Source organism: Micromonospora sp. URMC 103 (assembly GCF_051386435.1).
In the GTDB taxonomy this organism is placed as follows: Bacteria; Actinomycetota; Actinomycetes; order Mycobacteriales; family Micromonosporaceae; genus Micromonospora.
Genome location: NZ_JBPQTR010000006.1, coordinates 537,396 through 551,608 on the forward strand (window position 1 = coordinate 537,396; position 14,213 = coordinate 551,608).

11 protein-coding genes are annotated in these 14,213 nt (G+C 74.6%); 6 read left to right on the forward strand and 5 right to left on the reverse strand.

The annotated features are described in order from the left end of the window. Positions 1-46: 46 nt before the first annotated feature. Positions 47-343, forward strand: a complete 297-nt coding sequence (locus tag ACSNOA_RS28740; protein ID WP_436662909.1) for a hypothetical protein — start codon at positions 47-49, stop codon at positions 341-343. Then, positions 340-1,938 carry an alpha/beta hydrolase gene (locus ACSNOA_RS28745; protein WP_436662910.1) on the forward strand — a complete coding sequence of 533 codons (1,599 nt, stop codon included), beginning with the start codon at positions 340-342 and terminating at the stop codon, positions 1,936-1,938. The genes ACSNOA_RS28740 and ACSNOA_RS28745 overlap by 4 nt, the downstream gene beginning before the upstream one ends. A gap of 192 nt (positions 1,939-2,130) precedes the next feature. Here ACSNOA_RS28745 and glmS read toward each other — a convergent pair whose 3' ends face one another. Beyond that, entirely contained in the window at positions 2,131-4,044 is a 1,914-nt protein-coding gene (gene glmS / locus ACSNOA_RS28750; RefSeq protein WP_436662911.1) for a glutamine--fructose-6-phosphate transaminase (isomerizing), read from the reverse strand. A gap of 1,569 nt (positions 4,045-5,613) precedes the next feature. On the opposite strand from glmS, the gene ACSNOA_RS28755 reads away from it, so the two are divergent. Continuing rightward, complete coding sequence (locus tag ACSNOA_RS28755) at positions 5,614-6,096, forward strand: MmpS family transport accessory protein (RefSeq protein ID WP_436662912.1); 483 nt, start codon at positions 5,614-5,616, stop codon at positions 6,094-6,096. A gap of 35 nt (positions 6,097-6,131) precedes the next feature. Next, positions 6,132-7,343 (forward strand): pyridoxal phosphate-dependent aminotransferase, encoded by a 1,212-nt coding sequence (locus ACSNOA_RS28760; protein WP_436663410.1) that lies wholly within the window; start codon positions 6,132-6,134, stop codon positions 7,341-7,343. Positions 7,344-7,351: 8 nt separating this feature from the next. Here the strand turns inward: ACSNOA_RS28760 and ACSNOA_RS28765 are convergent, their stop codons facing one another. After that, the gene (locus tag ACSNOA_RS28765; protein WP_436662913.1) at positions 7,352-7,984 is read right to left on the reverse strand and encodes a helix-turn-helix transcriptional regulator; all 633 of its coding nucleotides are present in this window, start codon (positions 7,982-7,984) and stop codon (positions 7,352-7,354) included. Positions 7,985-8,076: 92 nt separating this feature from the next. Here ACSNOA_RS28765 and ACSNOA_RS28770 point away from each other — a divergent pair, with 92 nt between their 5' ends. Next, on the forward strand, positions 8,077-10,905 hold the full coding sequence (locus ACSNOA_RS28770; protein ID WP_436662914.1) for an FtsX-like permease family protein: 2,829 nt from the start codon (positions 8,077-8,079) through the stop codon (positions 10,903-10,905). A 2-nt stretch (positions 10,906-10,907) separates the two neighbouring features. Continuing rightward, positions 10,908-11,654 carry an ABC transporter ATP-binding protein gene (locus ACSNOA_RS28775; protein WP_436662915.1) on the forward strand — a complete coding sequence of 249 codons (747 nt, stop codon included), beginning with the start codon at positions 10,908-10,910 and terminating at the stop codon, positions 11,652-11,654. Positions 11,655-11,719: 65 nt separating this feature from the next. On the opposite strand, the gene glmM is transcribed toward ACSNOA_RS28775, so the two are convergent. From glmM to rplM, 3 genes are all read right to left on the reverse strand, one after another. Then, positions 11,720-13,078, reverse strand: coding sequence for a phosphoglucosamine mutase (gene glmM / locus ACSNOA_RS28780; RefSeq protein ID WP_436662916.1), 1,359 nt, complete (start codon positions 13,076-13,078; stop codon positions 11,720-11,722). Positions 13,079-13,192: 114 nt separating this feature from the next. Then, positions 13,193-13,657 carry a 30S ribosomal protein S9 gene (gene rpsI / locus ACSNOA_RS28785; RefSeq protein ID WP_076466623.1) on the reverse strand — a complete coding sequence of 155 codons (465 nt, stop codon included), beginning with the start codon at positions 13,655-13,657 and terminating at the stop codon, positions 13,193-13,195. 20 nt (positions 13,658-13,677) lie between these two features. Next, positions 13,678-14,121 (reverse strand): 50S ribosomal protein L13, encoded by a 444-nt coding sequence (gene rplM / locus ACSNOA_RS28790; RefSeq protein ID WP_436662917.1) that lies wholly within the window; start codon positions 14,119-14,121, stop codon positions 13,678-13,680. Positions 14,122-14,213 lie beyond the last annotated feature (92 nt).

Consider the following 14,213-nt stretch of genomic DNA (forward strand, 5'->3'; position numbering starts at 1 on the left):
GCCTAGCGTCGTCGCTGTCGATGCCGATCCACACGGGGGTGCGGGAATGACGGAGGAGCCGTTCAGCGTCCGGCCGGAGACACTGCGCGGGGTGGCCCGGGCGCTGGACGACGACGCGTACGCGCTGGCGCACGGGCTGGCCGGGGTTCCCGGGTTGACGGTGCCCGCTCCGGGCTGGTCGGCGGGGTCGGCCCTGGCCGGGCTGGAGGCGGCGGTGCACGGCTGGCTGGGCCGGCTCGGCGGCCGGGTGGCCGCCACGGGCGCCGCGGTCCGGGCGGCTGTCGACGCCTACCAGGCGGTCGACGACCGGGCGGCCCGACGGCTCGGCGGGGTGCCGCGATGAGCCGTCCGGCCGTCGGTTACGCCCAGCTCTGGGCCGCCGATCCGGGGGCGTGGCGGGCCGCGGGCGCGGAGTGGGCGGGGCTGACCGGGCTGGTCGACCGGCGCTCGTCGGCACTGGCAGGGCACGCGGTCACGCTGGACGGCGGGTGGTCCGGTGCGGCGGCCGGCGCGGCCGGGTCCCGCGTCACCGGCTTGGCCAGCGAGGTGACCTCGGTGGCGCCCGCGCTGATCGAGGCCGACCAGGTGCTCGCCGAGCTCGCGGCCCGTCTCACCGCCGCGAAGGGCCGGCTGGCCGCGGCGGTGGCCCTCGCCGACGCGTCCGGGCTGTCGGTCGACCGGGAGGGCCGGGTCGGCGTCGATCCGGCCCGAGTACGCCCCAGTGAGCGGGACGGCCCCGCCGCGGCGCGGGTGTCGGCGGCGCTGCGGGGGGCGCTCGAGCTGGCCGCGGCCGCCGACCGGACGGCCGCGCGCCGGCTGGCCGACCTCGCCGCAGCCGCGGCGGCCGGCTGGCAGTCGCCGCCGCCCCCGGGCCGTCCCGCGCCGGACGCCGATCCCGCCCGGGTACGCGCCTGGTGGGCGGGGCTCACCCCGGCCCAGCGGCGCTGGCTCGTGGCGCACGAGCCGGCGCTTGTCGGTGGCCTGGACGGGGTGCCCGTGGCGGCACGCGACCAGGCCAACCGCCTGCTGCTCGGCGCGCGCCGCGCGGTCCTGCTGGCCGAGCGCGGGCGTCTGCTGGCCCGGCTGCCGCCCGGCCCGGTCGACACGGCCCGGCTGCACCTGCTCGACGCCCGGCTAGCCGGCCTGGACGCGCTCGCCGAAAGGATGGGCGGGGCGGCCGGGCCGCGCGCGTACCTGCTCGGTCTGGATCCGGCGGGTGAGGGTCGGGTCGTCGTCGCGCTCGGCGACCCGGACGACGCCGAGCGCGTGTTCACGTACGTGCCGGGGATGACGGCCGGCCTCGACGACGCCCCGGGCGAGCTGGTCCGCGCCGGGCGGGTGCTGGACCGGTGCGCCGAGCTGGCCCCAGGCCAGCGAAGCGCGGCGGTGCTCTGGCTGGACTACGACGCCCCGGACTTCCTGCACGAGGCGGTCACGGCGGAGAAGGCGCGGGACGCCGGCCCGGCGCTGCACCGCTTCCAGGACGGGCTGCGGGCCACCCACGACGGGCCCCCGGCCCGGCAGACCGTGCTCGGGCACAGCTACGGGTCGCTCGTGGTCGGCACGGCCGCCCGCGACCACGGCCTGGCCGCCGACGCCCTGGTCTTCGTCGGCTCGCCGGGGGTCGGCGTCGGGCACGCCGCCGACCTGCGCGTGCCGCCCGGGGAGGTGTGGGCCAGCAGCGCCGCGGACGACGTGATCCGGCTCGCCCGCCCGCCGGACGAGCTGGCGCGGCGGGCGCTCACCGGCACGTCCCCGCTCGCCGCAGCGCTCGGCTGGCCGGGGCGCGACGGGCACGAGCTGTGGTTCGGCCGGGATCCGGCCGATCCGGGTTTCGGCGGGCGCGTCTTCCCCAGCGGCCGGCACGGCCACACCGGCTACTTCGACGCGGACAATCCGGCGCTGGACGGCATGGCCCGGGTCGTCCTGGGCCGTTGACGAGGGCTGGGCCGGCGTCGAGCAGGCCCGGCCGGCGTCGAGCAGGCCCGGCCGGCGTCGAGCGGGCCCTGTCGGCGTCGAGCAGGCCCGGCCGGCGTCGAGCGGGCGCGGCCGGCCGTGAGCGCGGCGTGAAGCGCGCGACCCCGGGTCCCGGCCGCCGGACGCGGCGGCCGGGACCCACGGGTCGGCTCGTCACTCGACGGTGACGGACTTCGCGAGGTTGCGCGGCTGGTCGACGTCGTGGCCGCGCGCGGCGGCGATCTCCGCCGCGAGGACCTGCAGCGGCACGGTGGTGACCAGGGGCGAGAGCAGGGTCGGCGTGCGGGGCACGTAGATCAGGTGGTCGGCGTAGCGGACGACCGCCTCGTCGCCCTCCTCCGCGATCACGATGGTCCGGGCGCCCCGCGCCCGCACCTCCTGGATGTTGGAGACCACCTTGTCGTGCAGCATTCCCCGGCCGGCCGGCGACGGCACCACGCAGACCACCGGCGTGCCCTTGTCGATCAGTGCGATCGGCCCGTGCTTCAGCTCGCCGGCGGCGAACCCCTCGGCGTGCATGTACGCCAGCTCCTTGAGCTTGAGCGCACCTTCGAGCGCCACCGGGTAGCCGACGTGCCGGCCGATGAAGAGCACGGTCGGCTCGGCTTTCAGCTCCCGCGCCAGCTCGCGCACCGGCTCGATGCGGTCGAGCAGCTCCCGCAGCTTGGCCGGCATCTCCTGCAACTGGGCGACCACGGCGGCCACCTCGTCGGCGAACTTGATCCCGCGCACCTGCGCCAGGTGCAGGCCGATCAGGTAGCAGGCGACGAGCTGGGTGAGGAACGCCTTCGTGGAGGCGACCGCGATCTCCGGCCCGCCGTGGGTGTAGAGCACCGCGTCGGACTCGCGGGGGATCGTCGAGCCGTTGGTGTTGCAGATGGCCAGCACCCGCGCCTTCTGCTCCTTGGCGTGCCGGAGCGCCATCAGCGTGTCCATCGTCTCGCCGGACTGCGAGATCACCACGATGAGGGTGGACCGGTCGAGCACCGGGTCGCGGTAGCGGAACTCGCTGGCCAGCTCCACCTCGCAGGGGATCCGGGTCCAGTGCTCGATGGCGTACTTGGCGACCAGACCGGAGTGGTACGCGGTGCCGCACGCCACGATGAAGATCTTGTCGACGTCGCGCAGGTCCTGGTCGCTGAGGCGGACCTCGTCGAGCATGATCTCGCCGGACTCGGTGAGCCGGCCGAGCAGCGTGTCGGCGACGGCCTGCGGCTGCTCCTCGATCTCCTTGAGCATGAACCAGTCGTAGCCACCCTTCTCGGCGGCGGACGAGTCCCAGTCGATGTGGAAGTCCTTGCCGCTGGCCGGCTGGCCGTCGAAGTCGGTGATCTCGATGGTGTCGCCGGTGATCAGCACGATCTGGTCCTGGCCCAGCTCGACCGCGTCCCGGGTGTGCTCGATGAACGCGGCCACGTCGGACGCCAGGTAGTTCTCACCCTGGCCCCGGCCCACGACGAGCGGCGAGTTGCGCCGCGCGCCCACCACGGCGCCGGGGACCGTGGCGTCCACGGCGAGGAGCGTGAACGCGCCCTCGAGCCGCTGGCAGACCACCCGCATGGCGGCCGCGAGCAGTTGCGGGCCGTCCGGGTGGCCGGCGGCGCGCAGGTCGGCCAGCGCGGCGGCGAGCAGGTGCGCCGCGCACTCGGTGTCGGTGTCGCTGGTGAACTGGACGCCGTCGGCCTCCAGCTCGGCGCGGAGCTTCGCGAAGTTCTCGATGATCCCGTTGTGGATCACGGCGACACGGCCGTCGGGCGAGACGTGTGGGTGGGCGTTGCGGTCGGTGGGGCCGCCGTGGGTGGCCCAGCGGGTGTGACCGATGCCGGTGGTGCCGTCACCGATGCCGATCGGGCTGGCCGCGCAGGACGCCGGGTCCTCGGCCGCGCGTTCGGAGAGCACCTTCTCCAGGTTGGCGAGCTTGCCGGCCTTCTTCTCGGTCAGCAGCTGCCCGTCGCACACGATGGCGACGCCCGCCGAGTCGTAGCCGCGGTACTCCAGCCGCCGCAGCCCGTCCAGCACGATGCCGAGCGCCGGCCGCGCGCCGGCGTAACCCACGATTCCACACATGGTCCGCAGCCTAACCCAGTTTCGCTCATCGCGCGTGCGCGAAAGTCCGCCAAACAATCACTGAGCTTGAGCGAACGGCCCCGCGCGCCACGCCACCCGGCGGGAAAACCCGTCCTGGCGTGCCGCGACACGGTCGCTCACCGCCCCCGCCTACCCGTACATCGAGGGGCGCAACCGGCGGGCGGGCGTCAAACCTCGACGGCCGGCACGCGCCTCCCGGCCGGACGCCGCTTCTGTCCCCGGAGCGGAAGCACCGGATACCGCCAGATCGGCGTAACCGCGTCGACCAAGCCTCGGCACGGCCTTGATCGACTCCACTCCGCCGATACGGCGGGGTTCCGGGGCGCCGGATACCGCGAGATCGGCGAAACGGTGTCGATCAGCCCGCAGGCGCCGGCGATCGGCTCGGGCCCCTGAAGTTGCGGTGTCCGGTCGCCTGATCGACTCGGGTTCCGTGAAGTCGCGGTGTGCCGGCCGTCGTGACAGCCCGACTTCCGGGAAGTCGAGTCGATCACCCCTGTCGGCCCGGCGAGGGTCTGCCATGGCCCGTCCGAATCCCTCGATCGGCCGGCGCTCGGCCGGCGGCCGGCGCTCCAGGTCGGCGGCGCGCCAGGTCGACGGCAGCGCTCCAGGGTCGACGGCGGCGCTTTAGGTCGAAGGCAGCGCTCCAGGTCGGCGCAGCACCCCAGGTCGGCGCAGCACCCCAGGTCGGCGCAGCACCCCAGGTCGGCGGCGGCGCTCCACCATGACTACCGAGGGGCCATCCGGCTCGCCTGCCCGGTCAGCCTCGTGTCCGGCTCGCGCCGGATATCCGGTTCCGGTCGACCCGTCCGTGGACGGACGACCCGGGGGCGCCGGATCATCGCCGGCCCCGGCTCGGTGAAACACGGTCGCCGCGGCCCGGACCCGAGCAACCGGGCCCGCTGCCGGAACAGGCGGCCGCCGCAGAGGATTGACCCCGGCCCTGCCGAGCCCGGTGCGATGCCGAGCCCGCCGGGTGGGGCCCCTGCCCGCAGGCCCACGGCACGTACGCTGGCGGCGCCGCCGAAGAGTTCAGCCCACGCTGGAGCAGTCATGCCCGAGGGGCGCCCGCCCTCCGCAACGCCATCGCCCGAGCCGTCAACGCCCCGCGCCTGGGGCCCGCCCTCCACAACGCCGTCGCCACCCCACCCCTGGGCCCCGCCCTCCACAACGCCATCGCCCGAGCCGTCAACGCCCCGTGCCTGGGCGGCGCCCTCCACAACGCCGCCACCCGAGCCGCCGGCGCGCCCCTGGGCCCCCCTCGACCCGCCGTCGCCCGAGCCGTCAACGCCCCGCGCCTGGGCCCCGCCCTCCACAACGCCGCCACCCGAACCGCCACCGCCCCGTGCCTGGGCACCCCTCGACCCGCCGTCGGCACGCCAGTCCGATCCCTGGCTCCCCGCCGACCCCGCCCACGCGCCGTTCCCGCGGCAGACGCCCGAGCCCCCCGTCGCCGACCCGCCCCACACCGGACGACCGGACGGCGTCGGCTCGGGCACCGGACAACCGGACGGCGCCGGCCCGACCACCGGCCGGCGGCGCCGTCGGGTGCTGGTCGGCGCGGTCCTCGCCGTGGTGCTCCTGGTCGCGGGCGGCGTCGGGCTCGACGCCTATGTCACCGCCCGGCCCGATCACCAGGCCCGGGACGAGGCGGCCCCCGACGACGAGTGGCCCGGCCGAGGGACGGTCGGGTCCGTGGCCGCGACCACCCCGCCGGCCCCCTCGGCCGCGCCGGCCACGACGCCGTCCACCGGCCCCGGCCGGATCCGGGTCGTCTACGAGGTGACCGGGCAGGGACGGGCCGACATCCTCTACTGGGACGCGAACGGCGAGCCGGTCTGGCTGGAGGGGGCGCGGCTGCCCTGGCGGAAGAGCATCCGGACCGATCGCCGCGACCGGGTGATGGTGCAGGCAGCCAGGATGGCCGCAACCGGGGGAAAGAAGCTCTCCTGCACGCTGAGCACCGACGGTGGCACGCCGGTCACCGAGGCGGTCGACAGCACGGGTTGGCGGGCCAGCTGCTTCGGCTGAGCGACCGGTTCGCGCCGGCGGCCGGGGGTCGTAGGCTGGCGGGCGTGACGACGACGACCACCGATGCCGATCCGCTGGTGGCCCGGATGCGGCCGTTCGGCACGACCATCTTCGCCGAGATGTCCGCGCTCGCCGTCCGCACGGGCGCGGTCAACCTGGGGCAGGGCTTTCCGGACACCGACGGGCCGCCGGAGATGCTGGCCGCCGCGGCCGAGGCGCTGCGCTCGGGGCAGAACCAGTACCCGCCGGGGCCGGGGATTCCCGCCCTGCGCGCGGCGGTGGCGGCGCACCAGCGGCGGTTCTGGGGACTGGAGTACGACCCGGACGGCGAGGTCGTGGTGACGGCGGGCGCCACCGAGGCGGTCGCCGCCGCGATCCTCGCGCTCTGCGAGCCCGGCGACGAGGTGGTCTGCTTCGAGCCGTACTACGACTCGTACGCGGCTTCGATCGCTCTGGCCGGGGCCGTGCGCCGGCCGGTCACCCTGCGCCCCGCCGAGGACGGCCGGTACGCCTTCGACCCGGCTGCCCTGCGCGCGGCGTTCGGGCCGCGGACCCGGCTGGTGCTGCTGAACTCGCCGCACAACCCGACCGGCAAGGTCTTCACCCCGGCCGAACTGGCGCTCGTCGCCGACCTGTGCCGGGAGCACGGCGCGTACGCGGTGACCGACGAGGTGTACGAGCACCTCGTCTTCACTGACGCGTCGGCCCCGCACGTGCCGCTCGCCACCCTGCCCGGCATGCGGGAGCGCACACTGCGCATCTCCTCCGCGGGCAAGACGTTCTCCTGCACCGGCTGGAAGGTCGGCTGGGTGAGCGGCCCCGCCGCGCTGGTCTCCGCGGTGCTCCGGGTGAAGCAGTTCCTGACCTTCGTGAACGCGTCGCCGCTCCAACCCGCCGTGGCCGTGGCGCTGGGCCTGCCGGACGCGTACTTCACCGGCTTCCGCGCGGATCTCCAGGCCCGGCGGGACCGGCTGGTCGCCGGCCTCGCGGACGCCGGTTTCGACGTGCTCGCGCCGGAGGGGACGTACTTCGTGACGGCCGACGTCACCCCGCTCGGCGGCCGTGACGGTGTGGAGTTCTGTCTCTCGCTGCCGGAGCGGTGCGGCGTGGTGGCCGTGCCGACGCAGGTGTTCTACGACGACGTCGAGGCCGGTCGGAGGCTCGTCCGGTTCGCGTTCTGCAAGCGCCCGGAGGTCCTGGCCGAGGCGGTGGCCCGGCTGCGCGGGCTGACGGGCCCACCGGCCTGACCGGCGGGTCAGCCGGCCGCCCGGGTCGGCTCGGCGTCGTCCCCCGCCGGGGCTCCCGGGGCGTCGGCGGCCGCGCCGGTGCTTTCCGACGGTGCGACCGCCAGCGTGGCGAGCAGCGCGCCGCCGTCGGCCAGCAGCACCGCCTCGGCATCGTCGACGAAGGCGAGGTCCGCCTCGACGTGCCGGCTCGCCGCGGCGAGCAGCAGACCGACCACCGGATCGTCGGCCCTGCGACGCAGCCCGTCGAGGTTGCGCAGCTCACGCAGCAGGTGCCCGCGCTGGTTGCTCAGCACGGTGCGGACGGTCTGCGCGGAACCCGACCGGGCCGCGGCGGTGACCTTGAGGAAGAAGTCGTCCCGGAAGCCGCCGCTGCGCGGGCTCGGCTCGTGGAGCCAGCGTTCCAGCTCGGCACGGCCGGCGGGGGTGATCTGGTAGACCACCCGGTCGGGTTTGACCTGCTGGGCCTGCCGCTCGGCGACCACCAGGGAGTCCCGGGAGAGCCGGTCGAGGATCTGGTAGAGATGGCCGATGTTGAGCGGCCCCCACTGTGGACCGGTGGCGGCCTCGAAGGCGCCTTTCAGCTCGTAGCCGTAACTCGGACCGCGTACGAGCAGCGCCAGGACCGCGTGCTGGATGGCCACGTCTCCTCCGTTCCACCGACCCGCGGGGCCGGGCCCTTGCATTGTGACAATGTAACGCGCACAGTGTGAGGTAGCACACGGGGAGGCGCGACATGCTGAGGTTCGTCTGGGGACAGCTGCGCGGCCGTGCTGGGCGGTCGGTGGCGCTGCTGGCAGGGGTGCTGGTGGCGACCACCGGCTTCGTCGTCCTCACCGGCGCCACCACCACCTCCCGCCTGGAGGTCACCGGCGCCGTGGAGCGCAACACCCGGGCCGCCTACGACATCCTGGTCCGTCCCCAGGGGACGCGCACCCCGCTCGAGGCCGACCGTGGCCTGGTCCGCCCGAACTACCTCTCCGGCCTCTTCGGCGGCATCACCCCCGCGCAGTACGAGCGGGTGAAGCAGGTCCCCGGCATCGACGTCGCCGCCCCGATCGCCATGCTGGGCTACTCGACCTCGACGGTGCCGGTCCGGTTCGACGTGACCGGCGCGGTCGACCGCTCGCTGGAGCAGCAGGTCATCCGGCTCGACCCCACCTTCACCGCCGAGCGCGGGCTCTCCACCGCCCCCGGCAGCCCGCGCTACGTGTACGTGACCAAGCGCCCACTGCTCTACCCCGAGTGGGGCGCGGACCCGAACGACTCCTGGTTCCCCTACTCGGACGGCCGGACGTACCGGTACGACCCGCAGTGCGGGCAGGTCCCACGGGAGGTGCTTCCCGGTGGCGGGAGCGAGCCGATCTGTGACCCGCACCTGATGTCGCAGCCGGGGAACGGTGGGCTCACCTCCGAACGGCAAAAATGGAGCGTCGACACCGTCCGGCTGCTGCCCGACGGGCGTTTCGAGGCGAACACCTGGCTGCCCGACCGCGCCCAGCGCGTCGTCACCGACCGACTGGTCGTCACCTACCGGGTGACGGTGCCGTTCCTGCTGGCCGCCGTCGACCCCGACGCGGAGCAGCGCCTCGTCGGCCTGCGCGACGCGGTGACCGAGGGCCGCCCGCTCCGGCCGGACGACACGACAACCGAGACCTCCCTGGGTCCCGGCGCGATCGAACGGTCCATCCCTGTGTTGAGCACCAGCCGCCCCTACCTCGACGTCACCGTGCGGTCCGCCCTCACCCGGCTGCCGCAGGCACGGCCCGCGGGGCTGCCGATCGACGAACTGGAGCAGGTGCTGAGCCGCGCCACCCGGGTCGGGGCCGGGTTCGAGGAGTACGCCCTGACCGACGGGTATCGCGACCTGCTCGCCGAGGGCCTCTCCGAGACCGGCTGCTGCATGGGTGACCTGCAGACGGTCATCCAGGCGGGTGCCCCGGAGTACGAACGGCTCCCCGACGGCACCCTCCGAGTTGTCGCGCGACCGCCGTACGATCCCGGAATCTACGGCGGCCAGAACGTCCTCAACCCTCGCCCCCGTCCGTGGCTGGCCGACGACAACGGCTTCCGCCCGGTGACCGCACTTCCCCAGCCGCCGTCGGGCACGAACCTCCAGCTCCGGTTCTGGCGTACCGTCGGCGTCTTCGACCCCGAGAAGCTGCGCGGGTTCAGCGACCTGTCCCGGGTGCCGCTGGAGACGTACGAGCCGCCGCGCACCGACGGCGCCGACGAGCGCAGCCGCCAGGCGCTGGGCGGCCGGCCGCTGGAGCCGAGCGGCAACCCGGCTGGCTACCTCTCCTCGCCGCCGTTGCTGCTCACCAGCCTGGCCGCGGTGCCGACGCTGCTCGCGGGTGACGCCACCCCGATGCGGACCGCGCCGATCAGCGCGATCCGGGTCCGGGTCGCCGACGTCGGCGGCTACACCGAACGGTCCGCCGAGCGGGTCCGGCTCATCGCCGAGCGGATCGCCGACACGACCGGGCTGGACGTCGACCTCACCTTCGGCTCGTCTCCCGCTCCGCAGACCGTGGAGCTGCCCGGGGGCTCGTTCGGCCGGCCCGAGCTGCGGCTGACCGAGCCGTGGTCGGCCCTCGGGGTTGCCTCGGTCATCACGCGGGCCGTCGACCGCAAGAGCGTCGTCCTCTTCGGGCTGGTGCTGGTGGTCTGCGCGCTGTTCCTCGGCAACGCGGTCTCCGCCGCCGTCCGGGACCGGCGCCCCGAGCTGGCAGTGCTCGCCTGCCTGGGCTGGCCGGCGCGCCGGATCGCGGCGCTGGTCCTCGGCGAGGTGGCCGCCGTGGGGCTGGCCGCCGGCCTGCTCGCCCTGGGGCTGGCGTTCCCCCTGGCCGCCGCGCTGGACATCGGGATCGATTGGCGTCAGGCCGCGCTCGCCGTACCGGTGGCTCTGCTCCTGGCGCTGGTGGCGGGCCTGGTTCCGGCGCTGCGGGCCGCGGGCGCCCACCCGGCCGCCGCCCTGCGGCCGCTGGTGGCCCCGGCCCGGTGGGTGCGTCGGCCCCGCAGCCTGCTCGGGATGGCCCTCGTGAACCTGGTCCGCACACCCGGGCGCACCCTGCTCGGGGCCGGCGCGCTGGCCATCGGCCTGACCGCGTTGACCCTGGTCAGCGCCGCCGCCTACGCCTTCCGCGGCGCCATCGTCGGCAGCCTGCTCGGCGACACCGTCTCGCTGAACGTGCGGGGTGCCGACACCCTCGCCGCGGTCGTCACCGTCCTGCTCGGCGCGGGCGCCGTGGCCGACGTGCTGTACCTGAACGTCCGGGACCGCGCTGCGGAGTTGTCCACCCTGCGCGCGGTCGGCTGGACGGACGCCGCACTGGCCCGCCTGATCGGCTACGAGGGGCTTCTCATCGGCGCGCTCGGCGCGCTCACCGGGGCGGGGCTGGGCCTCGCCGGGGCCGCCTGGCTGGTCGGTGGCCTGCCGGCCGCCCTGGTGCTGGTCGCCGCCGCGGTGGCGCTCGTCGGGGTGCTGGTCACCTGTCTCGCGGCGCTGGTGCCGGCCGCCGTGCTGCGCCGGCTGCCGACCGCACGGCTACTCGCGGAGGAGTGACGATGGAGGCAACGACCGGCAGCACGGTCCGGACCGCCGGGCTGACCCGGCAGTTCCGCGCCGGCGCCGAACGCCTGACCGCGGTCGACGACGTCTCGCTGGAGATCACGGCCGGGTCGGTGGTGGCGCTGACCGGTCCCAGCGGCTCCGGCAAGTCGACCCTGCTGCACCTGATCGGCGCCATCGAACAGGCCGACAGCGGCACCGTCACGGTCGACGACACGGAGATCACGGCGCTGCGTCGTGCCGCGCTGGCCCGGTACCGGCAGCGGGTCGGGTTCGTCTTCCAGCGCTACCACCTGCTGCCCGCGCTGACCGTGCTGGACAACGTGATCGCCCCGGTGCTGCCGCTGCGCGGCCGGGCCGACCACGCGACCCGGGCTCGTGAGCTGCTCGACGCCGTCGGCCTCGCCGGACGGGAGCGGGCGATGCCGGCGCAGCTCTCCGGCGGTGAGCAGCAACGGGTCGCCATCGCCCGGGCGCTGATGGGTGCGCCCGGGCTGCTGCTGGCCGACGAGCCCACCGGCAACCTCGACTCGACCACCAGCGCCCAGATCCTCGACCTGCTGCTCGACCTGCGCGAGCGGCACGGGATGACGATCGTGTTGGCCACCCACGAGCGGTCGATCGCGGCCCGCTGCGACCGGCTGGTCCGGCTCGGCGACGGCCGGGTGGTCGAGGACCTCGACCTCACCGAGGGCGAGGATCCCGCCGACACCTACGACCGCGCCGCCCGCCTCCGCCTCTGACCCGGCGGGCCGGCCGCCCGGCCGGGATGGTCCCCGCCGGGCACGGCCATCGCCGGGGCCGGCGGTCAGGCGTTGGCGGGGCTCGCGTTGCGGACCTGCTCGGCGATCCGCTCGGCGACGGCCCGGGCCGTCGTCTCGGTGGCCGCCTCGACCATGACCCGGACCAGCGGCTCGGTGCCCGACGGGCGCAGCAGCACCCGGCCGGTGCCGTCCAGCTCGGCCTCGGCCCGCTCGACCTCGGCCCGGACGGCCGGCGCGGCGGCGCCGACGGTGCGATCGCCGACCGGCACGTTGATGAGCACCTGCGGGAGCTTGGTCACCACGGCGGCCAGGTCGGCCAGGGTGCGGCCGGTGGCCGCCATCCGTGACATGAGGTGCAGGCCGGTCAGCACCCCGTCGCCCGTGGTGGCGTACGCCGGCATGACGATGTGCCCGCTCTGCTCGCCGCCGAGCGCCAGCCCGGACGCGCGCAGCTCCTCGAGCACGTACCGGTCGCCGACCTTGGTCTCGACGAGCCGGATGCCTTCGGCGGACATGGCGAGCCGCAGCCCGAGGTTGCTCATCACCGTCGCCACCAGCGTGTCGTCGGTGAGCGTGCCGGCCTCCCGCATGGCGAGCGCGAGGATCGCCATGACCTGGTCGCCGTCGACCTCCTCGCCGTCGGCCGTCACGGCCACGCAACGGTCGGCGTCGCCGTCGTGGGCGATGCCCAGGTGTGCGCCGTGCTCGACCACGGCGGCGCGCAGCGCGTCGATGTGGTTCGACCCGCAGTCGTCGTTGATGTTGAGCCCGTCCGGCTCGGCGTGGATGGCGATCACCTCGGCGCCGGCCTCCCGGTACGCGACGGGGGCCACCTCGGCCGCCGCGCCGTTGGCGCAGTCCACCACGACCTTGATGCCGTCGAGCCGGTGCGGCACGGTCCCCACCAGGTGCTGCACGTAGTGGTCCGCCCCGTCGAGCAGGTCGTGCACCCGCCCGACCCCGGCGCCCACCGGCCGCTCCCAGGCGGTCGTGGCGTTCGCCTCGACCGCCGCCTCGATCTTCATCTCGATGTCGTCGGGAAGCTTGTGCCCCCCGGCCGCGAAGAGCTTGATCCCGTTGTCCGGCATCGGGTTGTGCGACGCGGAGAGCATCACGCCGAGGTCCGCCTTGGCCTCCGCGGTCAGGAACGCCACCGCCGGGGTGGGCAGCACACCGACCCGGATCACCGTGGCGCCGGCGCTGGTGAGCCCCGCCACGACCGCGGCCTCCAGCATCTCGCCGCTGGCCCGGGTGTCCCGACCGACCACCGCCACGGGCGGATGGCTCCGGTCCGTCTCGGCCAGCGTGTGAGCGGCGGCGACGGCCACCGCGAGCGCCAACTCCGGCGTGAGATCCACGTTCGCCCGTCCGCGGACGCCGTCCGTGCCGAACAACCGACCCATACCCGCCAACCTCCGATGACACGGTCGAGGAAGAGAAAGCGAAACGGCCGGACCACCGCCCGGCGAGGGGAGGCGGACCGGCCGTCCGTCAGACGTACAAGGTGGTGCTGAAGGTCAGCGCTTCGAGTACTGCGGAGCCTTGCGGGCCTTCTTGAGACCGTACTTCTTGCTCTCCTTGACCCGGGCGTCCCGAGTCAGGAAGCCGGCCTTCTTGAGGGCGGGGCGGTCGTCCGGCTCGTTGACGATCAGCGCCCGGGCGATGGCCAGGCGGAGGGCGCCGGCCTGACCGGTGATGCCGCCACCCCGCAGGTTGGCGATCACGTCGAACGCCTCCGGCTTCTCGGCGGTCACCAGCGGGTCCTTGATCAGCTGCTGGTGCACCTTGCTCGGGAAGTAGGCCTCGAGGTCCCGGCCGTTGCAGGTGATCTTGCCGGTGCCCGGAACGATGCGGACCCGGACGATGGCCTCCTTGCGGCGGCCCACGGTCTGGATCGGGCGGTCACCACGGGGCGCGCGGGCGACGGGCGCCGGCGCCTCGGTGGCCTCGGGGGCGACCTCGGTGGCGGTGATGTCGGTCATGCTGCTTCCTTCGCCCGCGCTCACTGCGCGATCTGCTTGATCTCGAACGGCACCGGCGACTGGGCGCCGTGCGGGTGCTCGGCACCGGCGTAGACCTTCAGCTTCTTGATGAGCTTACGGCCGAGCTTGTTGTGCGGGAGCATGCCCTTGACGGCGAGCTCGATGGCTCGCTCCGGACGCTTGCTGAGCAGCTCGTCGTAGCCGACCTGCTTCAGACCACCCGGGTAGCCGGAGTGGCGGTAGGCGATCTTCTGCTGCCGCTTGTTGCCGGTCAGCGCAACCTTGCCCGCGTTCACGATGACGACGAAGTCGCCCGTGTCGACGTGCGGCGCGAAGGTCGGCTTGTGCTTGCCACGCAGCAGCGTGGCGGCGTGGGTGGCCAGGCGGCCCAGCACGACATCAGAGGCGTCGATGACGTGCCACTGACGCTCGATCTCACCCGGCTTCGGGCTGTACGTACGCACAGGTCTACCTTGTCTCGTCGTCGGTCTGGGGTCGCGCGCCGGGTCACCAGGCGCGCACGAACGACCAAGCGTACCTGATGTGGCACGCCTCT

Excerpts from the sequence above, each read along its gene's own strand:
- ACSNOA_RS28740 (WP_436662909.1), top strand. The coding sequence starts at position 47 with ATGACGGAGGAGCCGTTCAGCGTCCGGCCGGAGACACTGCGCGGGGTG.
- ACSNOA_RS28745 (WP_436662910.1), top strand. The coding sequence starts at position 340 with ATGAGCCGTCCGGCCGTCGGTTACGCCCAGCTCTGGGCCGCCGATCCG.
- glmS (WP_436662911.1), bottom strand. The coding sequence starts at position 4,044 with ATGTGTGGAATCGTGGGTTACGCCGGCGCGCGGCCGGCGCTCGGCATC.
- ACSNOA_RS28770 (WP_436662914.1), top strand. The coding sequence starts at position 8,077 with ATGCTGAGGTTCGTCTGGGGACAGCTGCGCGGCCGTGCTGGGCGGTCG.
- ACSNOA_RS28775 (WP_436662915.1), top strand. The coding sequence starts at position 10,908 with ATGGAGGCAACGACCGGCAGCACGGTCCGGACCGCCGGGCTGACCCGG.
- glmM (WP_436662916.1), bottom strand. The coding sequence starts at position 13,078 with ATGGGTCGGTTGTTCGGCACGGACGGCGTCCGCGGACGGGCGAACGTG.
- rpsI (WP_076466623.1), bottom strand. The coding sequence starts at position 13,657 with ATGACCGACATCACCGCCACCGAGGTCGCCCCCGAGGCCACCGAGGCG.